Here is a 24,120-nt window from a genome sequence, read left to right on the forward strand (position 1 = left end):
TATTTATTCCTACATCATACATTCTAAACCACAACCAAAAAAACTAACCAGCAAAGGACTAAACATCGTACCATAGGCGAAATGACTGTTGGTTGTCAGTTGCTGGTTATTTACAGTTAAGTGGCTGCATGGCTAAAAACTATCTAATATTTTAGCCACCTAACCTTTAGCAACAAACAATCATCTAATAACAGTTACAATACTATACTTTAGCTAAAAATTGTTACATGGAGCTATTTCACGTCTTATCAGCTATACTAGCAGTATCTGCTTTTTTTGCCTATATCAACCAGAAGTACATTAAATTGCCTGGTGCCATTGGGCTTTTGCTGGCGGGGCTTTTCGTGTCGCTGCTGGTTCAGGCAATTGGTATGATTTCGCCTGCTTTTATAGATGTGGTGCGCAATAACCTCGAATCTATTGACTTTGCTGACTTCTTGATGGAGTTTATGCTGAGCTTTCTGCTTTTTGCAGGCGCGTTGCATACTAATCTGAAAAAGCTGGCAGCGTCTAAGTGGCCTGTGCTGACATTTGCTACCGTTGGTGTGCTTATTTCTACTGCCGTAGTGGGTACATTATTTTATTACCTGCTGCAGCTAATGGGCATGACTATCGATTACATTTACTGCCTTATTTTCGGTGCACTTATTTCTCCTACCGATCCCATTGCGGTGCTCGGTATTTTAAAAAAGGCAGATATTCCTGAATCGCTGGAGGTGAAAATAACAGGTGAGTCTTTGTTTAACGACGGTGTGGGAGTAGTAGTATTCACATCGCTTTACCAGATTGCGCAACTTGGTACTGAAAACATAGAAGCCTCTTCTATAGGAATTCTTTTTCTAGAGGAAGTAGGCGGCGGCATAGCCTTAGGTTTAATTATAGGTTACTTGGCTTTCCGGCTGATGCGTAACATAGATCATTACCAGACGGAGGTGCTTATTTCGTTGGCTGTGGTAATGGGCGGCTATAGCCTGGCGCAGATGCTACACTTTTCAGGACCTTTGGCTATGGTAGTGGCAGGGCTCTTTATAGGTAACCAGGGTATAGAACAAGCTATGAGCAAGATTACCGCAGATTACCTGCACAAGTTCTGGGAAATGGTAGATGAGATTTTCAATGCCATTCTTTTTGTGCTGATTGGTCTGGAGTTGCTGTTAATTGAGTTTCATACCATTTACTTGCTCATCGGTCTTATTACCACAGCTATTGTACTGTTGGTGCGCTACTTTGCTTTGGCTATACCTTCTTATGCCCTGCGCCTGCACCGGACTTTTGCTCCCAACACTTTAGCCATCATGACGTGGGGTGGCCTGCGAGGAGGTATTTCTGTTGCATTGGCACTTTCGCTCACCCAGGATATGCAGCGGGAGGTAATTACAGCCATCACCTATATCGTGGTGCTGATCTCCTTAGTAGTGCAAGGGCTGTCGATTGATGCATTTATCAAGCGTTTGTCTCGGCGAAACATGAATATAGAAAGCTAGGCTAGGGCTACGGCGAACTAAAAATTAAGCAGTATAAATGAGGCTTATATTGCTTCAGAGAGCCTATTACTCATAGTTTCAATTCTAGGAATCTAGTTGGAAGAGTACTAGGGCAGAAAACGATAAGAAACTGCTACATGGTGGCTGGTGCCGAGCAACGTGGTAGAGCCAAAGGCATAATCTACCTGGAGTTGCCTTGCCTGAAAACCAGCTCCGAATGTAGCCCTGTTTGTAGTAGTGTTAAAGCCAGATCGGACAGCTAACTTTTCTGATAATAGCTGATATTCTATACCAGCTTTCAAAGCTGCTGGATGCTCTATGTGCTTTTCTGTTTCTATAGCCAGTAGCAACTTTTGGTACGGTTGGTATGAAAGTCCAGCTTTCATGATAGTAGGTAAACGCTCGTCTTCAAAAGAAGAAAGCTTTGCTTGGTTCAGGTTGTAAGCATAGGCACCAAAGTATAAACCAGGGGTAATCTCAGCCTGGCCACCTACTGATAGCGTAACTGCTTTTCGGCTGCCATAGCCACGCACCGACACCTGCCACACATCAACTTTAGCTCCAAGGCTAAACTGCCCTAATTTGTGGCCCACGCCCAAGCCCACATGTTGCTGACTATACAGTTCATCTCCAAATCTGCTCAGGCTTAAACCGTAGTTGCCATACTTGCTAGTGGGGTAAACTGCCTGCAATGCCACCGTGGTAAAGGCTCGTACTCCAAAACTGTTCTCGGCGTAAACGCCTAACTGCGGTAGCTCCAGGTTAGCAATTCCAGCTATATTGTTATTTAGTGCCCACACGTCGGGTATGGTAACAGATGCGTTACCCATGGCAGCGGCACGGGCACCGTAAGGCACATCTGCTTGCGCCAGCACCAGGTAGGGGAGAAGCAGCCAGAAATACAGGAAGATGTGTAAAGTTTTAGTTACCCCATCTGCTAAAGGTTTATGGTACTTTGCCAAAATGTAGTTGTACGTAAAGTTGCTGTTTTATTTACATTTCGGAGGTATAAAATTATGAACATGAATCAGATGTAGAACGAAAGGTGATTTTTAAGGCTTGTTAGCCTGTCTTCTGCACAGTTGCCGTTTTACTTTATGTACAGAATTGTTTAGCATTGCATACTGTTTGCACTTGCGTACATGTACATACTAACACCGTGACTTTAGCCGATAAAATTGTAGCAGATAGAAAAAGTAAAGGCTTTTTGCAGGAAGAGCTAGCTGAGCGCGCAAAGGTGAGTCTGAGGACCATCCAGCGAATAGAAAAAGGCGACAGCATACCCAGAGGGTATACTTTGCAAGCTATTGCAGGTGCTTTGGGTAAACCAACAGAAGAGTTTGCCTCCTTTGCTTTAGAGCAGCCTGTAGCTACAAACTCAAAAAAAATTACAGCAGCAACAAAAGGCACCACTGACGAAGAAACCGCTATTTACCTCCAACTTATAAACTTTTCCTCTTTAGCGTATCTGGTTTTTCCGTACCTAAATGTTGTGTTGCCTATTGTGCTATGGCGCAAAAAAAGGCAGGTACAGGAAGTAAACGAAGTGGGTAAAAAGATCATCAATTTCCAGATACTATGGACGGTGGCGCTGCATGTAGCTCTGTTGCTCATGCTACTGTTTCAGATGCTGATGACCTTCTATTTTAAAACAACACCTGGTTTTGGTTTGCTTACCGTATTCTTCATCATGTATTTACTTAATGCGCCAGCCATTGTTATTGCTTCTTCTAAACTGAAGAAAGGCAACTATGACATCTATCCGTTCAGGCTAAACATCTTTTAAAACTTTCCCCTAGTGCCAGTAAAAGGCTTTTGACGTAAGAATGTCATAGCAATGACGCAAGTGTGGCGTAGGCCAGAGACTTTGAGCTATGTAGTATTGCTGAAACAAAATCAAAGCAAAACTACACTATGAAACTTCTCCGAAACTTCTGCCTCGCTATTGGAGCGCTTCTTGTTTTAAGTAGCACAGGAGGATTCTTTTACGCCAAGTACAAATTCAAAGCACCACCCAACCAACTCGTTGTTCCAGATGGCGATTTTAGTTTTCCTTTTGAATGGGAAGCGAGCAACGAAGGCATGAAACTAGAACCGCATGCTGCTCTGCTGCTGCCTGTAACGATACCTGGCTGCATCAAAGTTTTTTATATGCAGTTTGATTTAGGAGCACCTTATTCTCTGTTTTATGAAGGGAAGCTGGAAAGCATTGCTGAAAAGGTGGCTGACTTACCCATACAAGAGGGGGAGAATGGACAGTACTTGAAAAATTTTAGCTTTATGCTAGGGGAGATGCCAGTTAAAGCGCAAGAAATTAAACTGCTCACGCATGGCAACTCAGAAATAGACTGGCAGAATGCAGCAAGCATAGAGGTTATTGGTACTATAGGCGCAGACCTGATCGAGAAGAAAGTGATGCTGCTAAACTATTCCCATAAATTTATGCAGCTAAGCGACGAGGTGCCTGCTTCTGTAGTGGCAAAAACCACGTTTACGCAGATGACTTTTGATGAGAGAAGAGTGATACTGCCAGCTGTAATCAATCATCAAGAAACGGAAGTACTATTCGACAGTGGCTCCAGTGCTTTTGAGTTGCTTACAGATAAAGCTACCTGGCAAGAGCTTGCGAGAAAAGGTGCAGCCGTGGAGGTAGCTGAGGCTAACTCCTGGGGTAACACACTTACGATACATAGTGTGGTGTCTGATCAGAATATTTCCTTTGGGGCAACGGAACTGCCGCTTCGGCAGGTGCATTACATAGAGGGCACATCTTTTATGCAGCAAGCACTGATGCAGTTCTCAGGTATGGCTGGCATGGTGGGCAACAAGCTTTTTCTGGATAAGGTGCTAGTACTAGATGCACAGCAGCTAAGGTTTGGGATTGTAGAGTAGGGACAGTTCCTAATTTAGATTATACCTGGAACAAGTGCTAAAGTAAAGCCCAAAGGATTCTTTTAGGCAGCTATCTTTGTTGTATCTTGTGTGAATAGCACAGAACTTGTGATATTAAAGGCCCAAAAGCTTACTAGCGCCGCTGTAAAACTGTACCATGACCTGGATTTTAAAGAAACTTATACTTGGCCTGATTTGGGTGTACCAGCGAATGATCTCGCCCATTACGCCTGCCATGTGCCGCTACACGCCTACGTGCTCACAGTATGCTGTGGAGGCTGTAAATAAGTATGGCCCTTCTAAAGGAGGCTGGATGGCGCTGAAGCGTATTGGCCGCTGCAACCCCTGGGGAGGGAGTGGGTATGACCCTGTGAAGTAACAGGTGCAAAAGATGCTTCAGGCTACTGCACACCTGAAGTTGCTGGCAGCCGTAAGAATGGTATGTTTAAAAACTAAAGTGCCTTTTAGTAAGATTGTACTATAAAAATGCTTAGACTGCACATTATCTAGCAATCAGCTAGTGCCAAAGTTTTTGAACCCACTAACGTTGGCACCATGGAAATACGTATTGAAGTGCCTTGCGAGTGTCTAGGTACTGCCTTTCAGGTAAGCGAAATTTTGCGTGTCGAGAGGCGTGCCCTATCCTTCTTTGATAACAAGGTCTTTAACCTGTACATTATTGTAAAGCGAGATGCGGAGGAGCTTTTCCATTTATTCAGCTTTCAGGATTATGGAAAAATGGAGACAGCATACCAGCAATTATCAGCTATTCTGAAAGCAGAATTAGCTGGAGAGAACACAATTCTGCTGAATCCAGAGTCTTTACTCTTCTGACACGCTCACTTTTAAAATTTTCTGTAACTTAACCTAGGCGTAAAGCTTAGGTTAAGTGCACATCTTACATACTACGGAACCAGCCCTTTCGGTAGAATAAATATAACTGAATCATTACCAGACTGAACATAACGAGCAGCAGCACAGGATAGCCATAAGGGTGGTAAAGCTCCGGCATGCTGTAGCGGAAAACCTCACCTGTTTCTGGATCTTCTCTGGAAAAGTTCATGCCGTATACGCCCGCTACAAAGCTTAAGGGAATAAAGATGCTGGAGATGATGGTGAGTACCTTCATGATCTCGTTCATGCGGTTGCTTACCGTAGACATGTAAAGTTCTACTAAGCTAGATGTCATATCTTTGTGGTTGTCGATCAGGTCTATCAGCTGAACGGTGTGGTCGTAGGCATCCCGGAAATAAACACGCAGGTCCTCTGGTATCACATCTTCGTCCATTCGCAGAAGCTCCGTCATCTTGTCTCGTTCGGGCCAGGCAATGCGGCGCATCTTCACGAGTTCGCTTTTAAGGTCTAGTACATGGGTTAGTATTCTTTTAGAAGGAGTCCTTAAAATCTTTTCCTCCAGCTCATCAATGTAGTTGCTGATGTCGGCTATCACAGGAAAATAATAATCCAGTACCACATCGAGCATAGCGTAGGCCATATACATAAGAGGGCGCTGTCTTATGATGCCTTTGCCGATACGAATACGCTCGCGTAGCGGATCTAGGCAGTCTTCGTAGTCGCTTTGCAACGTGAGCACATAGTTGGAGCCTGTAAACAAAGACAGCTGCACATCCAGAAGCGTGTGCTGTTCCGAAGACCAGCGCAGCATGCGGGTAACTATAAAAAGCCTGGTCTCGTCGAACTCCTCTACTTTTGGCCGTTGATAATCATTTACCACATCTTCCATCTGCAGCGGGTGTAGTCCGAAATCCTGGGTAATATGTTCCAGCAGCGAAAGGTCTCCGTATCCGCGAATGTCTATCCAGTGGCGGGCATCGGGGCGGGTGTTTACCTTCTTCAGCAGCGTTGCATAGTTTTCTACCTCCGACTCCTCAAAATAGTCATCGCTAAACGACATAAGGAAAAAGCGAGGGGCAAAGGCCTCGGCAGGCACAAACAAAGAACCTGGTTTAGCACCAGCCTTGCGTTCAAGAATCTTGTTTCGGATACGGGTTCGTTTGCGTTTGGGCATAGAATGAATGGCTAGCGTATAGCTACAAGTTACTAAATTATGGTAGGTGCAGCCATTCCTGCTGCTACTCCTTTACCAATACTGATACGGCCTCCAGGCTTTTCAGTTTTTCGCTTACTTCCTGCTGTAGCTGCTTTCGCACTTCTATGGTAAGGCGACAATCCAGTTCAAACTGCTGCTCACGCACATCCAGGTTATACTCTTTTACCAGGCTCATTACATCGTTCATCTGCGGGTAAGCATAATGCACCTGCAGTAATACAGTTTCGTGTTGTTCTACTACGGTGGCATTTGCCAGTGCATCGACTGTGGCTGTTTTGTAGGCGTTTATCAGGCCGCTCACACCTAGTTTGGTGCCTCCAAAATAGCGTATCACCACAACCAGTACATTACTTAAATCGGCAGAACGAATCTGGCCAAGTATAGGGTCGCCGGCAGAATGGTTAGGCTCTCCATCGTCGTTGGCCCTGAAGCGGCTTTTATCGGCTCCCAACGTATAGGCATAGCAATGGTGGCGGGCATCGTAGTACTGCTTCTTCAGTTCTGCTAGTATCTCTTTCACCTCATCTTCGGAGTACACAGGATAAGCTAGGGCTATAAACTTACTGCCTTTCTCTTTGTACAGGCCTTCGGCAGGAGAAACTATCGTACGGTAGGTGTCTTCCATTTAAGTCTTTTTTGTCGGGCTTTGCTGTATGAAAAGAAATAGCTAAGGCCATTTTAACCAAGCAGATGCTGGACTCTAATGTATTTAGAACTCACAAATTTAACCCAATATGCTGGCAAGGGCAAAGAACCATTACCTTAGCGGGTATGTTGGTGCTAGATAAATTGCTGCTTTGCCTTTATAGCGACTTAGTAATGAGGATGAAGGCTTTTAAATTTTAGCTGTTTTTCTTCAAATTTAATGTTCAAAGCAGGTCTCAAATAAAATATATACTTTTTTATATTTTATTTGAATCATTTTTGTGTAGAATCGTATAATTGAAATCTTGAAAAAAGTACCTTTTTTAATACAGTTCAGAACCATAGGTAGTCTGGCAGAAGGCTTTATATCTACCACACAGCAGGCAAGTGTGCTGCCCTTTAGCGTGAAGCGCGTTTTTTGGACATACCACACGCCAACAGAAGCCTCGAGGGGTAACCATGCCAACAAAGAGACAGAAGAGGTGTTGGTGGCTGTAAAAGGTAGCATAACTGTAAAGGCAGAAATGGCGCATCAGAAGTACGAATTTCTGTTAGATGCTCCAAACATTGGCTTGTATATACCTGCCATGTGCTGGACCAATCTTAAATTCTCAGACGATGCTATTGCTGTTTGTGTAGCCTCTACTGACTTTGCCGAGGACGACTATGTGCGCGATTATCAAGTTTTCAAGAGTTTATCCTAAGTCTAACATAATTTTAGAAGAGCCAGATGCAAAAGCCACTAATTCCATTTTTTGAGTTTAGGGACTGCCCTACTGGTATAGCCGAGGGAGTGGAGCAGGCAGTAATGCAGGCTGTCAGAGACAAATGCTACGTTTTGGGCCCAGAGGTTTCTTCTTTTGAAGAAGCTTTCTCCGAAGCAATGGGAGTAGGGTGTGCGGTAGGAGTTGGCAATGGGTTTGATGCTTTATACCTGGCGCTGACAGCTTTGGGAATAGGTGCTGGAGACGAGGTGATTGTACCTGCCAATACCTTTGTGGCTACAGCAAACGCTGTCGTGCAGGTAGGCGCCACCCCAGTGTTTGTGGATGTAGATCCTCTTACATACAACCTTACAGCCGACGGCATTGCTGCCAGCATAACAGAAAAAACCAAAGCCATTATACCAGTGCATTTGTATGGACAGGTGTGCGATATGGAGGAAATTCTGAAATTAGCTAAAGATGCTAACCTGAAAGTGATCGAAGATGCTGCGCAGGCACACGGTGCTAGCTACCAAGGAAAGAAGGCTGGCACAATGGGCGATGCAGGCGCTTTTAGTTTTTATCCCACCAAAAACCTTGGAGCTTTGGGCGATGCCGGAGCCTTCGTAACAAATGATAACGACCTGGCCAGGTTCGTACGCAAGTACCGAAACTACGGTGAAATAAGTAAGTACCATAACCTGGATATAGGTATAAATTCAAGGCTGGATAGCATACAGGCAGCGGTGCTGGAGCTGAAGCTCAAACACCTGAATCGGCTAAACGCTGAGCGTTTAAAACTGGCGGAAGTATATCTGAAAGAATTAGATGGTGTTGGAGATCTTATCCTGCCTCAAACTGCATCAGGCTGTGACCATGTGTACCATATTTTTTGTGTGCGCACAAAATTCAGAGAAGAACTAAAACACTGGCTGGAGGTAATCGAAATACAGACTGCTACGCATTATCCTGTGCCTGTGCACTTGCAAGCAGCCTATAGCTATTTGGGCTACAAAAAAGGAGATTTGCCTGTGGCAGAAGAGCTGGCGGAAACAAGCCTGAGCCTGCCGCTTTTCCCTGGCCTGAAAGAGAACGAGCAGCGGCTGATTATAGAAGCTATTAAACGCTACTTCAGCAGATAATTACTGTATGCCCCAACCCTTAGTCTCGGTTGTTTGTCTTTGCTATAATCATGAACGGTTTTTAGCCGAAGCACTTGATTCGGTGCTGGCACAAACCTATCCGAACCTGGAGATTGTGGTGGTGGATGACAGAAGCACAGACGGCAGCGCAGCCATAATCCAGCAATATGTACGGCTACATCCGCAGCTAAAATTTATACAGCCTGCTGTAAATGTGGGCAACTGTGCCGCTTTTAACATGGGCTGGCGTGCCTCCCAAGGAGACTTCATCATAGATTTTGCCACCGACGATGTACTGTTGCCAAACAGAATTGCGGAACAAGTGGCAGCTTTTCAGAAACTCGACAGCAGCTATGGTGTTATGTATACTGATGCTGCCTATATCGACGATGATTCGAATCCTATTGGCTTTCATTACAAACGCAATCCGCAAGGTGAGCTGCTTTCTTATGCGCCTTCGGGCGATGTTTTTAAAGACTTGTTGGGGAAGTATATTATTTGCCCACCTACTATGATGATGCGGCGCGAAGTGTTCGAAGACTTGAATGGGTACGATGAAACACTTGCCTATGAAGACTTTGATTTCTGGGTGCGATCCTCTAGAAAGTACAAATACTTTTACTTAGATAAGGTGACAACAAAGCGACGCGTGCACACTACATCTTTATCGAAAGGATTTTATAAAACAAGCAACAGGTTGCTGGCCTCTACGGTAAAAGTATGTGCGAAAGCAGCCGAACTGGTGCAATCCCCTGCAGAGGAGGCTGCACTTGAAAAGCGCCTAAAGTACGAAGCCCGACACGCTTATTTAACGGGAAACTATAAAGAGGCGCACCAACTGCTGTTGCTGCTCAAAAAACAATCTGGACTGTCTCCTGTTTACAAACTAATTTACCAGTTAAATAAGTATAAAATTGATTTGAGCGTATTTCGTACTTGGTATTACAGGTACAAATATGAAAAATCATAAAAGAATCATTCTATAGTTTAGATATCTCTAAGGTTCATGCTAAACTATTTTCATATTTTTCGTAAATAATAGTTACTTGGTGGCGTTTTTAGCATAATATCGTAAGATTTGTATGTTTGCACCATCATTTTATTCCCTATAAGTAAGTATATTTGACCTTTAATCAACTTAAGTATATGTTATCAACAGCATTAGCCTCTCGCACAGAAGTAATAAAATGGATGGAAAGTTTTGTAGGAGAAAAGATGTCCGAATTTATGAAGACTGTGGAAGAAAGCTGGCAACCTGCTGATTTTTTACCTGATTCTACGTTGGACAACTTTTTCGACGAAGTGAAGAATCTGCGTGAGCGCGCACAGGACCTTTCCTACGATTTACTCGCAGTATTGGTAGGTGATACCATTACAGAAGAGGCATTGCCAACGTATGAAAGCTGGCTGATGACTATTAAAGGTTTGCCACAGGAAGAAGAGAGCCCATGGATGAAGTGGAATCGTGCCTGGACAGCAGAAGAAAACCGCCACGGCGATTTGCTGAACCGTTACCTATATTTGTCTGGCCGCATTAACATGCGCGAAATGGAGGCCTCTACACAATACCTGATCGCAGACGGTTTCGATTTGCAGACAGATAACGACCCTTACCGCTCGTTTGTGTATACCAGCTACCAAGAAACTGCTACTAACATATCGCACCGCCGCGTGGCACAAATTGCCAAAAAACAAGGCGATACTTTGTTGGCAAAGCTTTGTGGTAACGTAGCAGCAGATGAGGCGCGCCATGCAAAAGCTTATAAGTCTTTTGTAGGCAAAATATTCGAAGCAGACCCGAATGAAATGATGCTGGCCTTCGAAGACATGATGCGCAAGAAAATTGTAATGCCAGCACATTATATGCGTGAGCTTGGTGTGGAAATTGGCAAAACCTTTGGGCACTTTACTGATGCAGCACAGCGCATTGGAGTTTACACTTCTGCAGATTATACCGATATTCTGGAAGACTTGATAGAAGATTGGAAAATTGATTCGGTAACTGGCCTGAACGATACTGGCGAACGTGCCCGTGATTATATAATGGCGTTGCCAAACCGCTTACGCCGTGTGGCGGAACGTATGAAAGCACCGCAGTTGGAATATAAATTCCGCTGGATTAGCTAATAATTTTGGATTAGACATAGACCAAAAGCAAAAGAGGGAGGCAATTGCCTCCCTCTTTTGTGTTATATAATTATGTAACAGCTTAAAATATTGAACTGTAGCATTTGGCTTTACTCCTGCACCGTCACACCTTTCCAAAAAGCAATATGTCCTCTTATTTCAGAGGCAGCATCTTTAGGGTCTGGGTAATACCAGGCGGCATCTAGGTTTACTTCACCGTTTACCTGCACATGGTAATAAGACGCTTCGCCCTTCCATGGGCAGGTGGTGTGGGTTCTGCTTTCCTGCAGGTATTCCTGCTTTACAGTGTTGGCTGGAAAGTAATGGTTGCCTTCCACTTCCACGGTGCGGTCGCTGTCGGCGATGACGATGTCGTTCCAAATTGCTTTCATAGTTTGTATCTTTATGATTCTACCCTTAACTTAAGGTACTGTCACTTTCTATGAATAGTTTTTGTTAAAAAGAAAATATAAAAGCGGTAGCTGCGTACAAACTGAAATGAGTTGTAACAATGGTGCCGCAGCTTTGTTAAAATAAAAAAGATAAAATATGGCAATAGGATATAGATTTGCGGAGTATGTGCCGCCACAGGAGGAGGAGCCAAATTTTGAATCGCTGCTGAAGATATTTCTGCAGTTGGTAACCATGACCTCAGGAGATGTGTCGGAAGCTCTGTCGTGGATGAACTCGCTGGATAAGCAGTATAATATTACAGGCGAGAACTATGGCATGGGCGATTTTATAGATGATCTGAAAAAGAACGGTTATCTGCAGGAAAACCCAACGGAAGGTGGCTTACAGATTACGGCCAAAAGCGAGCAGAATATCCGTAGAAGTGCACTGGAGGAAATATTCGGTAAGCTGAAGAAAGGCGGAAAAGGCAGCCATGCCACTCCGCACACAGGCGTCGGCGACGAAGCCAGTACCGACCGCCGCGAGTACCGTTTTGGCGATTCGCTGGAGCAAATTTCCATGACGGATTCGATCCGAAACGCACAGGTAAACCACGGTTTGGGAGAGTTCAGGATGACGGAGCAGGATCTGGAGGTGACGGAGACGGAGCATAAAACACAGGCCGCTACGGTGCTGATGATCGATATTTCGCACTCCATGATTCTGTATGGCGAAGACCGTATCACGCCTGCCAAAAAAGTAGCTATGGCGCTGGCCGAGCTGGTAAAGCAGAAATACCCGAAAGATTCGCTGGATGTGATTGTGTTTGGCAACGATGCCTGGCAGATTGAGATAAAAGACTTGCCCTACCTGCAGGTGGGCCCGTACCACACCAATACTGTTGCGGGTCTGGAGTTGGCTATGGACATCCTGCGAAAGCGCAAAACTCCCAATAAGCAGATTTTTATGATCACCGACGGGAAACCAACTTGTCTGAAAGAAGGCTTGCGCTACTATAAAAACAGCTTCGGACTGGACAGGAAAGTGGTCAATAAAACGCTGAACCTAGCTGCGCAGTGTCGCCGCATCAAAATTCCAATTACAACATTTATGATTGCCACAGACCCATATCTGCAGGAGTTTGTAGAGGAATTTACGAAGGTAAACAACGGCCAGGCATACTATAGCGGCTTGCAAGGCCTTGGCCACCTCGTGTTCCGCGACTACCGCCAAAACCGCAGAAAAATGTTTTAAAGATGGGAGGATGTGGAAATTTGAAGATTTGAAAATTTGAAAGTGGTAGTATTTTATTTCCTTCCTCGGAGGGAGTGGGTTAACTTATATCTTCAGATATCTCATCTAAAATTCCAGTTTAGAAATCAACAAACAATAATTAGCAACTGATAAGCAAATATGAACTATAAAGATATTCCAGCTGAGAAGCTACTACAGATAAAGACCCTTGGGCAATTAAAAGCAGCTGGCTACGAGCCGCAGAGCGTAAAGCATGAGTTACGATCTAACCTGATCACAAAACTCCAAAACAAGGAAGAGGTTTTTCCTGGCATTTGGGGTTATGAGGAAACCGTAATTCCTGATATGCAGCGGGCTATACTTTCGATGCACCACATTAACCTGCTGGGTTTGCGTGGGCAGGCCAAAACACGTATCGCGCGCCAGCTGGTAGACCTGCTGGATGAGTACATACCTGTGGTAAAAGGCTCTGAACTGAACGATGATCCGATGCAGCCGCTGTCGCGCTTTGCAAAGGACCAGGTGGAAGAGCACGGCGACGATACGGCTATTTCCTGGCTGCACCGCGACGAGCGCTATACCGAAAAGCTGGCCACGCCTGACGTATCGGTAGCGGACCTAATTGGCGATGCCGACCCTATAAAAGCAGCTACTATGAAACTGCCATATTCTGATGAAAGAGTAATTCACTTCGGCCTGATACCGCGTTCGCACCGTGGCATTTTCGTGATAAACGAACTTCCCGATCTGCAGGCGAGAATACAGGTGTCGCTGTTTAATATTTTGCAGGAAGGCGATATCCAGATTCGTGGTTTTAAAGTGCGTATGCCGCTAGATATACAGTTTGTTTTCACGGCAAACCCTGAGGATTACACGAACCGTGGTTCCATTGTAACGCCGCTGAAAGACCGTATCGACTCGCAGATTATTACGCACTATCCGAAGTCTATCGAGATTGGTAAGAAGATCACGAGCCAGGAGGCAAAACTGAAGAAAGAGCAGAAGCAACTGGTAAAAACGAACAACATTATTGCCGACCTGGTAGAGCAAATTGCTTTCGAAGCGCGTGAAAGTGAGTATGTGGATGCAAAAAGTGGTGTGTCGGCTCGTTTAACCATCTCTGCCTTTGAGAGCTTGGTAAGTGCTGCCGAACGCCGTGCTTTGATCAACGGTGAGAAATCTACTTATGTGCGCGTGTCGGATTTTCTGAACACCATACCTGCCGTAACGGGTAAGGTAGAACTGGTATACGAAGGAGAGCAGGAGGGAGCAGGCCATGTGGCGCAGGTGCTAATGGGCAAAGCTATCCGTACGCAGTTCCTGCAGTACTTCCCAGACCCAGACAAGATCAAAAAAGCGAAAAAGCAGAAAAGCCCTTACAAAGCCATTACCGATTGGTTTGGCGATGGCAATACACTGGATGTGCTGAACGATTCTTCGGATGCAGACTATAAGAAGGCGCTGAATAAAGTGCCAGGCTTGGCCGAACTCGTAGCAACGCACCAACCTGATGCCAAAGGAGAGGAGAAGCTGTTTATGATGGAGTTTGCCCTGCACGGCTTAGCCGAACACAGCCAGATCAGCAAAAACCGCCTCAGCACAGGCTTACAGTTCAAAGACATCCTCAGCGGCATGTTCTCCATGCCAAGCTTCGGCGACGAGGATGATGACAACTACTAAAGATTGAAGACACAGGACAAAAGATGCAAGATTTTTGATTCCTGAGTTATAAAAGAAAAGGCAGAAGCTTGACGCTTCTGCCTTTTCTTTTATAGTGTAACCTCATGCTTCAAGTTTTCAACTTGGAGCTTTTCATGGGGCAAGTTTTCAACTTGCGTGACCCATTTTATGCTGAATTATACTTTCGCAAGTTTTCAACTTGCGGTAGGTTGAGTGGCAGTTACTACTTTTTCGTAGAACTACTAGTGGCTTTGAAATGAATGATAAGTGCGCTCTATGCCTCACTTCTAATTCTTAATTTCTAATTTTTAATTTAGCGCAGCACTAAGGTGGTTGGGTTACTTTATAAGAATAGCCGTTTGGTAAAAATTGTTTACGCTGCCAAGCACTTCATACTCAATGTAAAACGAGGCTACCCATTCCGAGAAAGCCTTGAACTCGTGCATCGGCACGTTAAACTCATCGAACAGAATAAGGTCGCCTTTGTTTAGGAAAGGTGTGATGGTGGTAAGTACAAAGAGCGTAGCGGAGTAAATGTCAGCATCCATGTGGATAACCTTTCGCTTCTGCGGCTGGTACGTTTTCAGGAAAGGAATGAGCGTTTGCTGGAACAGGCCCTGGTAAAAAGTATGGCGGTTACCCTCCAGCTGCGGCGGCACGTTACCGTTCGACATAGCTCCTGCTTTGAAAGGCCCCCAGGCTTCGGGCAGTCCTGTGAACGTATCGAAACCATAGAAACGGGCATCTGGGTGCTGAATCTTATCCACCCACCAGCGGAAGGAAACGCCTTTGGAAACGCCAAATTCAAGGTAATCTATAGGTGCATCCAGCTTTTGGGTTTCTATCAGGTATTCGTATAGCTTAAAGCGCTTCGGGTAGTTAAACTCGGAAGTATAAAAATCGCAAAAGCCGATGTCAGTATGCTGGCTGATCCACTTCGACAGTTTAGCTGATTGCGCCAGAAACTCAAATGTTTTGTAAGGTATAAACCGATCTGTCCGAAACTTTAGGAATAAGCCTTTTGCTTTACGGATGTACTGAATACTTTTCATTAACCTTTCCTGATAAAATGCTTTGATGGGCAGTTGTCCCACTTATCTTTCTACAGACCTGCTTTAGAAATGGAGTGGGTTATCCTGCCCAACAAAGATGGGTAATTTTCGGCTAAGGCTAATCTGATTCTAAAATAAATGCTTTTACAAAATAGGATTTTAATCTTACTTTACTCTGTCTTTGGCTGAGAATTGAATAAATCGTACACCTTACTCAAAAACACCAGATACAATGGATCGTGTTTGAACATATTCATGTAAAAGAGAACAATCAAATCATTTTGCGGATCGATGATATATTCTGTACCCAACAGACCACTCCAGGCATAGGCAGTGTTTGAGACAGCTGGAACGGGCTTCTTTAATTCGTTATACAATTAAAAACCCAAACCAAATTTAAAGCCTTTTCCTCCTAAGTTCTGTTCTGGTAAATGGTTCACCGTAGTCATCATTTCAACTGTTTCAGGCTTCAAAATACGATTTCCATTGAATTCACTTTTGTTACAACTTGGTTAGGAATTTCAGGAAAGTATTTTGATACAGGGTCGTCTATCACTACCAATCCCTTTTCTACCAGTGTCATGAATGCAACCGTAGTTATAGCTTTAGTTTGCGAAAACAGTACATATTAGTCATCGGTTGTAGCAGGAGTTTGGTTTTCAACATCCTTTAGGCCAAAAGCCTTTATTATATACTACATTTCCTCCTTTGGCAACAAAAGCGGTAACACTGTTCAATTTTTTTTCTTCCACAAAGGATTGTAGCAAAGAATCTATACTTGCTATTTTTTTGTATCTACATCAAGTTCTTCTAGTTGGCCATTCTGGTTAAAACTTTTAGGAAGGGCATCTTCTTTCATTGAAGTAACTATATAGATTATCTCTTATAGGAGATAATAAGAAACCAAACAGCAACAGAACGAGTAGCTATACTCTATGGAATACGTTTCGCTTTGGCCGATCCTGCTGTTGGCGCTCATCCATTTTTTCGGAAACCGCCTAACCTTTCTGTCGGCCATGCCCAGAAGCGTGTGGTTGTCGGGAGCAGGCGGTGTGTCGGTGGCTTATGTGTTTCTGCACCTGTTTCCTGAGTTGGATGAAGGGCAGGAGCATGTGGAAACGCTTGCCTGGGCTGAGGGTTTTCTGCGCCACCACGTGTACCTGGTAGCTTTAACTGGGCTGGCGGTTTTCTATGGGCTTGAAAGGCTGGTGATTTCTTCTAAAAATGAAGCAATAGCAGATGAGGAAGACGATGGAGAGAAACCTTCTTTTGGTGCTTTCCTGGTTCATATAGGTTCTTTTGCATTTTATAATGCCTTGATAGGCTACTTGCTGTTTCAGCGAGAGGAGGGGCCAGTGGAGGAAATGGCTCTTTTTTCTATCGCGATGGCCTTGCATTTTATTGTAAACGATGTAGGCTTGCTCACGTATCATAAAGATAACTACGAACGCTTTGGAAGGTGGGTGTTGGTAGTGGCTTTGGTTTTAGGCTGGGGAGTTGGCTATGTACTGGAGGTATCGGAAACTATAGTAGTGCTGGTGATGGCTTTTATAGGAGGCGGCGTTATCTTAAACATCATGAAAGAAGAACTTCCCGAAGAGCGCAAAAGCCGCTTCTGGGCTTTTGGCCTTGGTGTAGCAGCTTACTCTGTACTGCTGCTGTCCATTTAGCGCAAAGCATCAGGTAAACAGCTGGGGCAACTGCTGTAGTAAGGTATAGCCTCCGAGCCAGGCCATAACCAGTACCACCAGCACGCCAAAAACCGTTAGCCAGAGAGGGTGTTTATAGTTGCCTACCAAGTCTTTTTTATAAGCAGCAACTAGAATAGTACCTAATGTAATGGGCAGAATCAGGCCGTTAAGTGCACCAGCCAAAATAAGCAAATGTACTGGTCGGCCTATGGTGACGAAGATGGCCGTGGAAATAGCTATGAAGGCAATAATTACCCAGTTTTCATAGTGAGCTACCTTTTTGCTAAATGATTTCATGAAAGAGACAGACGTATAAGCTGACCCGATAACCGAAGTAACAGCTGCTGATAGCATTACCACACCAAAAAGCTTGTATCCTATATTGCCAGCCGCCAGTTGAAAAACAGAGGCTGGCGGATTGGCAGCATCTAAAACATAGCCTTGACTAACAACGCCCAATGCTGCTAAAAAAAGAAAAACACGAATAACAGATGCCACCGTAATACCCGACACTGCACTTGTGTTTACCTCGGGCAGTGCATCCTTGCCTTTTATGCCAGCATCTAACAAACGATGACCACCAGCAAAAGTAATGTAGCCTCCTACTGTTCCCCCCACCAACGTTACAATGGCGATGATGTCAATTTCGTCGGGTATGAACGTTTTATGAACAGCTTCTGCCAGAGGTGGCTTCGAGGTAACCGCCACATAAACAATCAGCAGAATCATCAGGAAGCCCATGACCTGGGCGAAACGGTCCATTACTTTGCCTGCTTCTTTTACCAGAAATACCGCTATGGCAATGGCAGCAGCCACCACAGCACCTGCCTTAGCAGACAGACCGAACAGCACATTGAACCCCAAACCTGCGCCGCCCACATTCCCAATGTTAAAAGCCAAGCCCCCTAGCACAATCAGCACCGTTATAAAAAGCCCCAGTCCTGGCAGCACGATGTTGGCAATATCTTGGGCACGTTTTTCTGAAACAGCAATTACACGCCACACATTAAGCTGTACGCCAATGTCTAGTATAATGGAGATGAGTATTACAAAGCCGAAGCTGGCGGCCATAGCCTGTGTAAAAACCGTCGTCTGTGTTAAAAAGCCAGGACCAACGGCAGACGTAGCCATTAAAAAAGCGGCGCCTAAAAGCACGCTCCAGTTTCTTTTCTGCTTCATAAGTTAGCGTGCTGCAGCCTGTATCATTATACTTTCTTTTTGAAGAACTTCCTGTATCTGTTGGGCAAAAGAAAGGGCGTGAGGGCCGTCGCCATGTATACAAACCGTATCTGCTTTTATAGAAATATCCTGCCCTTGCTGTGTCTTCACCTTGCCTTCCTTCACCATACGCAGCACCTGGTTTAGGGCTTGGGTATGGTCTGCTATCAGGGCATTAGGCTGGCTTCTGGGGGTGAGGGTGCCGTTCGGTTGGTAGGTGCGGTCGGCAAATACTTCGTTGGCTGTACCGATGCCGAGCTTTTCACCTGCTTTAATAAGCGCACTTCCTGCTAAACCATATAAAATAGCTTCTGGAATTACTTTATAAACAGCCTCTGCTATGGCCTCGGCCAGTTTTTCGTTTACAGCAGCCATGTTGTACAGAGCGCCGTGTGGCTTTACGTGGTGCAAGGTGCCACCTGCTGCTTTCACAAAAGCTGATAGTGCGCCAACCTGATACACTGTTATGTCAAAAGCCTCTGAAGGTGTTATGGCTATTTCGCGTCGGCCGAAGCCTACAAGGTCGGGGAGGCCAGGATGAGCACCTATGGCTACATTTTTTTCCAGCGCCAGTTTTACCGTCTTTCGCATTACGGCAGGGTCGCCAGCATGAAAGCCGCAGGCAATGTTAGCCGAGTTCACAAAGTCAAGTATAGCTTCATCGTTGCTCAAGGTATAAGCTCCAAAACTTTCTCCTAAGTCACAGTTTAAATCAACTTTAAAAGTATACATGCTTTACTTCACCTTGATCTGAATGGATTGCTTTAGCTGAAGCAGCTGGTGCTCCTGTTCCAAATATAACTGTTGTGCCTCATCAATGGAAACTTCCGTGAAACGAATGCCTCTGCCTGGCACCACCTGCGCCAGCTTCGGCAGATCGGCGGTAATAACCTGTGCTATGCGTGGGTAGCCTCCTGTAGTCTGGTGGTCGGCCATAAGTATGATGGGCTGGCCTTGAGGAGGTACCTGCACCGTTCCAAAAGTAACAGCACTGGAAACAAGTTCTTTTGCTTCCTCCAAGGCCAAAGCCAATCCTGCTAAACTGTAGCCCATCCGGTCCGACTGCTGTGTTACCTGGAAAATGTTGTTCCAGATATTACTCTTGCTCGTGGCGGTGAACAACTCGTATTCAGGGCCTTTTACAGCACGAATTACAGGGTCCTTTTCATAGCTCGGAAGATAGGCAGGATCAGGAGCCCAGCTTGCCTGCACAAAATTGTCAGCAGTCTGTTTCAGGTTAAGCTCGTCGAGTACAGAGCTGGCGGTAACATTTATGCCTTTGCAGGGAATATTATCGCCTTCTTGTAAGGCTTTACCATGCATGCCGCCTATACCCGCACGTAAGTACGTAGAGTAGCTGCCCAAAGCCTTTTGAAGCTGGAAGCCTCCGCAAACGGCCAAATAAGTTCTGCAGCCAAGTTTTGGTGTGCCGAATTTTAGAACGCTTCCTTTCTTTACAAAAATGGGCCGCCATAGCTTTAGCTTCTTGTTATCTATGGTAGGAGAAAGGTCTGCGCCTGTTATGGAGATTAACTGATCTTCCTGAAAGAAAATCTCTGGCCCTTTAAGCGTTATTTCTAACGCTGCCTCATCCTCCTGGTTACCGGTCAGCAAGTTGGCTAGGCGGAGGGCAACGCGGTCCATTGCTCCGCTTACAATTACACCGTCTTTCTGGAAGCCGTATCTGCCTGTGTCTTGTATGGTGGTGAGTAAACCTGGTTTAAGAATTTTAAGACCCATGCTGTTGCTCCTTTCTCTGCTTATATTCTTCCTCCGAAATAGATGTAAAGCGTACCATGTCTCCTGCATGCAGCAGACTCGGAGACTCTCTTTTAGGATGGAAAAGAAGCAGGGGTGTTTGTCCGATTAATTGCCAGCCTCCAGGAGTTTCGATAGGGTAAATACCTGTCTGCTTGCCTGCGATGCCTACCGAACCTTGTGGTGTAACAGCTCTAGGGGCGTCTCTGCGTGGTGCGGCTATTTTTTCGCTCATGCCCCCCATATACGGAAAACCAGGGGCAAAGCCAATCATGTATACCAGGTACTCCTGTTCTGTATGTATAGCAATCACTTCTTCAGGAGATAAACTATTATGCTTCGCCACAAACTCCAGGTCTGGTCCATAAGCACCTCCGTAGCAAACAGGAACTTCTATGGTTTGAGGAGCTGGTGCCGTAATATGCGCGTCTGCTATGTTAGGTAATAACTGTTGAATATAACTGGATAACTTATCGTAGGCACTTATGCCTTTTTGAGTGGGTATAAGAGCAGGGTTATAGTAAATGGTAACGGTGGTAAAAGCTGGTACCTGCTCAATCATGCCATCGAACGGGTACTGTGCCAGGTAAGCCGAAAAGTCTCTGATGCGCTGGTGTACACTGCGGTTTATTTCTCCTCCAAACTCCACCACAATGGCTTTATCTCCGAGCGGATAAAGTTTAACAGCCTGTAAGTTTTCCGGAGTGATTGCCATATTTTCAGGAGTTCAGGTTTGCTATTCGTTTTAACAAAAAACACAAGAGAAATTGCTTCGCTTGTGTTTTTCTTATGTGGTAGAGCGTGTTGAGTTGCGTCTATACGTCGGTAGCCGCTGGCGGATGCAGTTGCCCCTCCGTCTGCGCGACCATCATAGATACGGTAGCATCGCCTGTTACGTTTACAACGGTGCGGCACATGTCCAGGAGGCGATCGGGAGCCAGTATAAGCGCGATACCTTCAATTGGTATACCTGCCTGCTGCAGCACAATTACGAGCATAACCACACCAGCTCCAGGTACAGCGGCGGCACCTATCGAGGCCAAAGTAGCTGTGAGCACAATCCCTAGCTGTGCGCTCAAATCAAGATCTATACCGTAAGCCTGTGCTATAAAAACAGCTGCTACTGCCTGGTAAAGGCTTGTGCCATCCATGTTGATAGTGGCGCCAAGCGGCAGCACAAAGCTGGTAATCTCTCTCGATATGCCGAGGTTCTTTTCGCAGCGCTCCATAGTTACAGGCAAAGTGGCTGCGCTGGAAGAGGTGGAGAAAGCCAACATTTGGGCAGGAAACATTCCCTTAAAAAATACGCCGTACTTCGTTTTACCCACAGTTTTCACTAAAAAAGGATAAACCACAAAAACCATGAACGCAAGTCCTACCAGCACCACTATGCAGTAATAACCCAGCACCAGCAGAAGCTCTACAGCAGAACTTGGGTTATCGCCTGCAAATTCTACCACCAAACCAGCCAGGAGAGCAAATACCCCATAAGGAGCCGCCAGCATTATAATATCAACTATTTTCAGAATGATGAGGTTTAGCCCTTCAAAAAAAGCATTGACGGGTGCAGCTTTATCAGGAGGAATCATGATGAGGGCGATGCCAAACAATAGGGCAAAAAAGATAACCTGCAGCATGGCACCGTTGTTCGTGAGCGAAGAGAAGATATTACTTGGAACTATGTCTATTAAAGGCTGCAGCGGCCCTTGCTGCTCCACGGAGGCTGCGTCGGTAGACCGTTGTGTAGTGGTAGCGGCAAACTGCTCTTTAAACTCCTCACGCTTTTCTGCAGAAAAGGCATTTCCAGGCTTAAACGTATTTACGAGCAACAGACCCAGCACAACGGCAATAACGGTAGTCATCAGGTAAATGCCTATGGTTTTGGAGCCGATGCGGGAAAGGCGACTAATGTCGCTCAAGCTTGCTACACCTGTAATGAGTGAGACCAGCACCAGCGGAACAGCAATAAGCTTAAGAAGATTGATAAAGATGGTGCCGAAAGGCTTAATCCAGTCGATGGTAGCATCTACCAGACCTACAGAACTGGCAAAAAATCCCCATAATACACCCAAGGCCATTCCGATCAGGATTTGCCAGTGCAACGCTAATTTTCTCATATGTAGCCAAATGGGCACTAGCATGGTTGCTGGCCCGTTTTATTTAACGATAGTACGGTTTCTGTGGAGCCTGGTACAACAAAAAAGCCTGGGCTGGCGAAGCAGGATGCCCATTTTGGAACCGAACAGCTCTAGGTAAAAATACGCATAAAAACCGAGGATGCAGTTGGAGTGTTGGAAATATAAAGGTACTTCTATGAAAAATGCAGGCAATCTGTATGGTTGTACATAAAAAGAGCCGCTGTTTAGGCGGCTCTTTTATGTTTTATACTTTAGGTAGCTTACGCTTCGTTCACTACAATTTTCTGAATCCTGTCGTTCGCTTTGATTTGGTCTATTACATCTAAACCTTCAACCACTTTACCAAAAACAGTGTGGTTACGGTCTAGGTGAGCTGTGTTTTTACGGCTGTGTACAATAAAAAACTGTGATCCGCCTGTGTTTCTGCCAGCATGCGCCATAGAAAGCACACCACGGTCGTGGTACTGGTTCTCGCCTGTAAGTTCGCAATCTATCTTGTAACCTGGTCCGCCTGTGCCTGGCACGCCTTTAGCGCCTTCGCGTGAGTTAGGGCAACCGCCTTGTATCACAAAGTCAGGAATTACACGGTGAAACGTAAGGCCATCGTAAAAGCCTTTTTTAGAAAGGTCTACAAAGTTTTGTACTGTTTTGGGAGCATCATTTTCGAAGAATTCGACCTTCATTACTCCTTTGTCTGTATGGATTTCTGCTGTTCTCATGAACTGTATATTTTGTTGTATGGTATAATCTATAACAAAAGTACACATTTTATAGTTTAAGAACCCTACAAGGGCATGTTATGAATACGGTGGTGGATACACAACTACCAATTTTAGCGGCACTTGTCGGTTTTTTTGATGTACAAACTCTCAATCATCCTAACTATGAAAATAACTAAAGTTTTAGTGTTTGGTGTATGCTTTTCGCTGAGTGGCTTGCTTTACAGCTGCGGTACCAACGAAGAAAATGCTGACAACGAAGCACAGCGAGAAACAGGCTCGTCAAATCTGCGGACTGATAATCAGGTGAACCCAGGTTCGGCTTATGATCCAGGAAGTATTTATGCCGATGATATTCCAGAGAATGGTATTGGCGATAACGTTATTGTGCCGTCACGAAAGCTGATGGAGAACATTGCGTCTACTCCCAGGCTTACCACTTTTACTTCTGTGCTAAAGCAGGCAGGGTTAGTTAACTCTCTGAACGGCACTGGTCCTTACACAGTGTTTGCCCCTACCAATGATGCTTTCGAAGCGATGGAGGGTAATTCTTTGAAGGATTTGGTGCAGGAGGATAACAGGCAGCAGCTAACGCAGGTGCTTAATAACCATATTGTATCGGGGCAGATTACGGCTGCTGATTTGCAGGATGGTGCTATGTTGAAGACCGTAGGTGGCCAGCAACTGCGAGTTACAAAACAAGGCGATCGGGTATTGATAAATGGTGCGACGGTAGAAATGCTAGACGGCGTTAGTGGCAACGGTGTTATTCATGTAATAGACCGCGTGCTACAGGCAGGAAACACAACTACAACGGTGCGTTAATTACGAAATATTTATAGTTGAAAAATAAAAGAGGCACCAATAAGTTTGGTGCCTCTTTTATTTTGTATTAACCAGCTTCCACTTTGGTTGGTATCCTCATTGACTGTCATCTTACAGTGATCTTGGTTGAAGGGAGGTGAAGAGCCAGCTAGAAAGTTTGAGTTTACATAGCTCCCCTTATGGCAACTGGCGAGTAAGCATGTTTTATAGTTTAAGTCTCTGTTCTTTTTGTCTTGATACAAGTAACCACCCCGCCTGCGGCACCCCTCCTTGAAAAAGTAGGGACTCAAAAAGATCAAGACGCTCCAAATCGAGGGCCCCCTACCC

General features: G+C 45.1%; 25 protein-coding genes. 13 read left to right on the plus strand and 12 right to left on the minus strand.

Features of this window, described 5'->3' with window-relative positions:
* Positions 1 to 227 precede the first annotated feature (227 nt).
* A complete protein-coding gene (locus LN893_RS03980; RefSeq protein ID WP_229968506.1) occupies positions 228 to 1,484 on the plus strand; it encodes a cation:proton antiporter in 1,257 nt (418 codons plus the stop codon).
* Positions 1,485 to 1,591: 107 nt separating this feature from the next.
* Here LN893_RS03980 and LN893_RS03985 read toward each other — a convergent pair whose 3' ends face one another.
* Positions 1,592 to 2,446, minus strand: a complete 855-nt coding sequence (locus LN893_RS03985) for a PorV/PorQ family protein (protein WP_229968507.1) — start codon at positions 2,444 to 2,446, stop codon at positions 1,592 to 1,594.
* A 197-nt stretch (positions 2,447 to 2,643) separates the two neighbouring features.
* Between LN893_RS03985 and LN893_RS03990 the strand changes: the two genes are divergently transcribed.
* The 4 genes from LN893_RS03990 (at position 2,644) to LN893_RS04005 (ending at position 5,210) form a co-directional block, all read left to right on the plus strand.
* A complete protein-coding gene (locus tag LN893_RS03990; protein ID WP_229968508.1) occupies positions 2,644 to 3,270 on the plus strand; it encodes a magnetosome magnetite crystal formation protein family in 627 nt (208 codons plus the stop codon).
* Positions 3,271 to 3,398: 128 nt separating this feature from the next.
* A complete protein-coding gene (locus tag LN893_RS03995; RefSeq protein ID WP_229968509.1) occupies positions 3,399 to 4,376 on the plus strand; it encodes a hypothetical protein in 978 nt (325 codons plus the stop codon).
* Positions 4,377 to 4,533: 157 nt separating this feature from the next.
* Positions 4,534 to 4,755 (plus strand): membrane protein insertion efficiency factor YidD, encoded by a 222-nt coding sequence (gene yidD, locus LN893_RS04000; RefSeq protein ID WP_229968510.1) that lies wholly within the window; start codon positions 4,534 to 4,536, stop codon positions 4,753 to 4,755.
* A gap of 176 nt (positions 4,756 to 4,931) precedes the next feature.
* Positions 4,932 to 5,210 (plus strand): hypothetical protein, encoded by a 279-nt coding sequence (locus tag LN893_RS04005; protein ID WP_229968511.1) that lies wholly within the window; start codon positions 4,932 to 4,934, stop codon positions 5,208 to 5,210.
* A gap of 64 nt (positions 5,211 to 5,274) precedes the next feature.
* Here the strand turns inward: LN893_RS04005 and corA are convergent, their stop codons facing one another.
* Together corA and LN893_RS04015 are read right to left on the minus strand one after the other, a co-directional pair.
* A complete protein-coding gene (gene corA, locus LN893_RS04010; protein WP_229968512.1) occupies positions 5,275 to 6,405 on the minus strand; it encodes a magnesium/cobalt transporter CorA in 1,131 nt (376 codons plus the stop codon).
* Between the two features lie 64 nt (positions 6,406 to 6,469).
* A complete protein-coding gene (locus LN893_RS04015) occupies positions 6,470 to 7,072 on the minus strand; it encodes an IMPACT family protein (protein ID WP_229968513.1) in 603 nt (200 codons plus the stop codon).
* Positions 7,073 to 7,397: 325 nt separating this feature from the next.
* Here LN893_RS04015 and LN893_RS04020 point away from each other — a divergent pair, with 325 nt between their 5' ends.
* From LN893_RS04020 to LN893_RS04035, 4 genes are all read left to right on the plus strand, one after another.
* Entirely contained in the window at positions 7,398 to 7,796 is a 399-nt protein-coding gene (locus LN893_RS04020) for a sugar 3,4-ketoisomerase (protein ID WP_229968514.1), read from the plus strand.
* Positions 7,797 to 7,822: 26 nt separating this feature from the next.
* Complete coding sequence (locus LN893_RS04025; protein WP_229968515.1) at positions 7,823 to 8,938, plus strand: DegT/DnrJ/EryC1/StrS family aminotransferase; 1,116 nt, start codon at positions 7,823 to 7,825, stop codon at positions 8,936 to 8,938.
* A 7-nt stretch (positions 8,939 to 8,945) separates the two neighbouring features.
* Entirely contained in the window at positions 8,946 to 9,908 is a 963-nt protein-coding gene (locus LN893_RS04030) for a glycosyltransferase family 2 protein (RefSeq protein WP_229968516.1), read from the plus strand.
* 176 nt (positions 9,909 to 10,084) lie between these two features.
* Positions 10,085 to 11,065, plus strand: a complete 981-nt coding sequence (locus LN893_RS04035; protein ID WP_229968517.1) for an acyl-ACP desaturase — start codon at positions 10,085 to 10,087, stop codon at positions 11,063 to 11,065.
* 110 nt (positions 11,066 to 11,175) lie between these two features.
* Here the strand turns inward: LN893_RS04035 and LN893_RS04040 are convergent, their stop codons facing one another.
* Complete coding sequence (locus LN893_RS04040; protein WP_229968518.1) at positions 11,176 to 11,457, minus strand: DUF427 domain-containing protein; 282 nt, start codon at positions 11,455 to 11,457, stop codon at positions 11,176 to 11,178.
* Between the two features lie 157 nt (positions 11,458 to 11,614).
* Between LN893_RS04040 and LN893_RS04045 the strand changes: the two genes are divergently transcribed.
* On the plus strand, positions 11,615 to 12,712 hold the full coding sequence (locus LN893_RS04045) for a vWA domain-containing protein (RefSeq protein ID WP_229968519.1): 1,098 nt from the start codon (positions 11,615 to 11,617) through the stop codon (positions 12,710 to 12,712).
* A 159-nt stretch (positions 12,713 to 12,871) separates the two neighbouring features.
* Entirely contained in the window at positions 12,872 to 14,392 is a 1,521-nt protein-coding gene (locus LN893_RS04050) for a sigma 54-interacting transcriptional regulator (protein ID WP_229968520.1), read from the plus strand.
* Positions 14,393 to 14,730: 338 nt separating this feature from the next.
* On the opposite strand, the gene LN893_RS04055 is transcribed toward LN893_RS04050, so the two are convergent.
* Positions 14,731 to 15,444 carry a class I SAM-dependent methyltransferase gene (locus LN893_RS04055; protein WP_229968521.1) on the minus strand — a complete coding sequence of 238 codons (714 nt, stop codon included), beginning with the start codon at positions 15,442 to 15,444 and terminating at the stop codon, positions 14,731 to 14,733.
* Positions 15,445 to 15,913: 469 nt separating this feature from the next.
* A complete protein-coding gene (locus LN893_RS20665) occupies positions 15,914 to 16,066 on the minus strand; it encodes a serine hydrolase (protein WP_369427653.1) in 153 nt (50 codons plus the stop codon).
* Positions 16,067 to 16,379: 313 nt separating this feature from the next.
* Here LN893_RS20665 and LN893_RS04060 point away from each other — a divergent pair, with 313 nt between their 5' ends.
* Positions 16,380 to 17,114 carry a hypothetical protein gene (locus LN893_RS04060; RefSeq protein ID WP_229968522.1) on the plus strand — a complete coding sequence of 245 codons (735 nt, stop codon included), beginning with the start codon at positions 16,380 to 16,382 and terminating at the stop codon, positions 17,112 to 17,114.
* Positions 17,115 to 17,123: 9 nt separating this feature from the next.
* Here LN893_RS04060 and LN893_RS04065 read toward each other — a convergent pair whose 3' ends face one another.
* The 6 genes from LN893_RS04065 to LN893_RS04090 form a co-directional block, all read right to left on the minus strand.
* Positions 17,124 to 18,314, minus strand: coding sequence for an NRAMP family divalent metal transporter (locus tag LN893_RS04065; RefSeq protein WP_229968523.1), 1,191 nt, complete (start codon positions 18,312 to 18,314; stop codon positions 17,124 to 17,126).
* Positions 18,315 to 18,317: 3 nt separating this feature from the next.
* The gene (locus tag LN893_RS04070) at positions 18,318 to 19,085 is read right to left on the minus strand and encodes a LamB/YcsF family protein (RefSeq protein WP_229968524.1); all 768 of its coding nucleotides are present in this window, start codon (positions 19,083 to 19,085) and stop codon (positions 18,318 to 18,320) included.
* Between the two features lie 3 nt (positions 19,086 to 19,088).
* A complete protein-coding gene (locus tag LN893_RS04075) occupies positions 19,089 to 20,093 on the minus strand; it encodes a 5-oxoprolinase subunit C family protein (RefSeq protein ID WP_229968525.1) in 1,005 nt (334 codons plus the stop codon).
* Positions 20,083 to 20,826 carry a 5-oxoprolinase subunit PxpB gene (gene pxpB / locus LN893_RS04080; protein ID WP_229968526.1) on the minus strand — a complete coding sequence of 248 codons (744 nt, stop codon included), beginning with the start codon at positions 20,824 to 20,826 and terminating at the stop codon, positions 20,083 to 20,085. The genes LN893_RS04075 and pxpB overlap by 11 nt, the downstream gene beginning before the upstream one ends.
* A 100-nt stretch (positions 20,827 to 20,926) precedes the next feature.
* The gene (locus LN893_RS04085) at positions 20,927 to 22,228 is read right to left on the minus strand and encodes a dicarboxylate/amino acid:cation symporter (protein WP_229968527.1); all 1,302 of its coding nucleotides are present in this window, start codon (positions 22,226 to 22,228) and stop codon (positions 20,927 to 20,929) included.
* 281 nt (positions 22,229 to 22,509) lie between these two features.
* Positions 22,510 to 22,968: a peptidylprolyl isomerase gene (locus LN893_RS04090; protein WP_229968528.1), complete on the minus strand. Its 459-nt coding sequence runs from the start codon at positions 22,966 to 22,968 to the stop codon at positions 22,510 to 22,512.
* A 165-nt stretch (positions 22,969 to 23,133) separates the two neighbouring features.
* Between LN893_RS04090 and LN893_RS04095 the strand changes: the two genes are divergently transcribed.
* Positions 23,134 to 23,793 carry a fasciclin domain-containing protein gene (locus LN893_RS04095; RefSeq protein WP_229968529.1) on the plus strand — a complete coding sequence of 220 codons (660 nt, stop codon included), beginning with the start codon at positions 23,134 to 23,136 and terminating at the stop codon, positions 23,791 to 23,793.
* Positions 23,794 to 24,120: the final 327 nt, after the last annotated feature.

It is taken from the genome of Pontibacter harenae, from assembly GCF_020907245.1.
In the GTDB taxonomy this organism is placed as follows: domain Bacteria; phylum Bacteroidota; class Bacteroidia; order Cytophagales; family Hymenobacteraceae; genus Pontibacter; species Pontibacter harenae.

Coding starts and splice junctions, on each gene's coding strand:
- LN893_RS03980 (WP_229968506.1), top strand. CDS start 228: ATGGAGCTATTTCACGTCTTATCAGCTATACTAGCAGTATCTGCTTTT.
- LN893_RS03995 (WP_229968509.1), top strand. CDS start 3,399: ATGAAACTTCTCCGAAACTTCTGCCTCGCTATTGGAGCGCTTCTTGTT.
- yidD (WP_229968510.1), top strand. CDS start 4,534: ATGACCTGGATTTTAAAGAAACTTATACTTGGCCTGATTTGGGTGTAC.
- LN893_RS04005 (WP_229968511.1), top strand. CDS start 4,932: ATGGAAATACGTATTGAAGTGCCTTGCGAGTGTCTAGGTACTGCCTTT.
- corA (WP_229968512.1), bottom strand. CDS start 6,405: ATGCCCAAACGCAAACGAACCCGTATCCGAAACAAGATTCTTGAACGC.
- LN893_RS04015 (WP_229968513.1), bottom strand. CDS start 7,072: ATGGAAGACACCTACCGTACGATAGTTTCTCCTGCCGAAGGCCTGTAC.
- LN893_RS04025 (WP_229968515.1), top strand. CDS start 7,823: ATGCAAAAGCCACTAATTCCATTTTTTGAGTTTAGGGACTGCCCTACT.
- LN893_RS04030 (WP_229968516.1), top strand. CDS start 8,946: ATGCCCCAACCCTTAGTCTCGGTTGTTTGTCTTTGCTATAATCATGAA.
- LN893_RS04035 (WP_229968517.1), top strand. CDS start 10,085: ATGTTATCAACAGCATTAGCCTCTCGCACAGAAGTAATAAAATGGATG.
- LN893_RS04040 (WP_229968518.1), bottom strand. CDS start 11,457: ATGAAAGCAATTTGGAACGACATCGTCATCGCCGACAGCGACCGCACC.
- LN893_RS04045 (WP_229968519.1), top strand. CDS start 11,615: ATGGCAATAGGATATAGATTTGCGGAGTATGTGCCGCCACAGGAGGAG.
- LN893_RS04050 (WP_229968520.1), top strand. CDS start 12,872: ATGAACTATAAAGATATTCCAGCTGAGAAGCTACTACAGATAAAGACC.
- LN893_RS04055 (WP_229968521.1), bottom strand. CDS start 15,444: ATGAAAAGTATTCAGTACATCCGTAAAGCAAAAGGCTTATTCCTAAAG.
- LN893_RS04060 (WP_229968522.1), top strand. CDS start 16,380: ATGGAATACGTTTCGCTTTGGCCGATCCTGCTGTTGGCGCTCATCCAT.
- LN893_RS04065 (WP_229968523.1), bottom strand. CDS start 18,314: ATGAAGCAGAAAAGAAACTGGAGCGTGCTTTTAGGCGCCGCTTTTTTA.
- LN893_RS04070 (WP_229968524.1), bottom strand. CDS start 19,085: ATGTATACTTTTAAAGTTGATTTAAACTGTGACTTAGGAGAAAGTTTT.
- LN893_RS04075 (WP_229968525.1), bottom strand. CDS start 20,093: ATGGGTCTTAAAATTCTTAAACCAGGTTTACTCACCACCATACAAGAC.
- pxpB (WP_229968526.1), bottom strand. CDS start 20,826: ATGGCAATCACTCCGGAAAACTTACAGGCTGTTAAACTTTATCCGCTC.
- LN893_RS04085 (WP_229968527.1), bottom strand. CDS start 22,228: ATGAGAAAATTAGCGTTGCACTGGCAAATCCTGATCGGAATGGCCTTG.
- LN893_RS04090 (WP_229968528.1), bottom strand. CDS start 22,968: ATGAGAACAGCAGAAATCCATACAGACAAAGGAGTAATGAAGGTCGAA.
- LN893_RS04095 (WP_229968529.1), top strand. CDS start 23,134: ATGAAAATAACTAAAGTTTTAGTGTTTGGTGTATGCTTTTCGCTGAGT.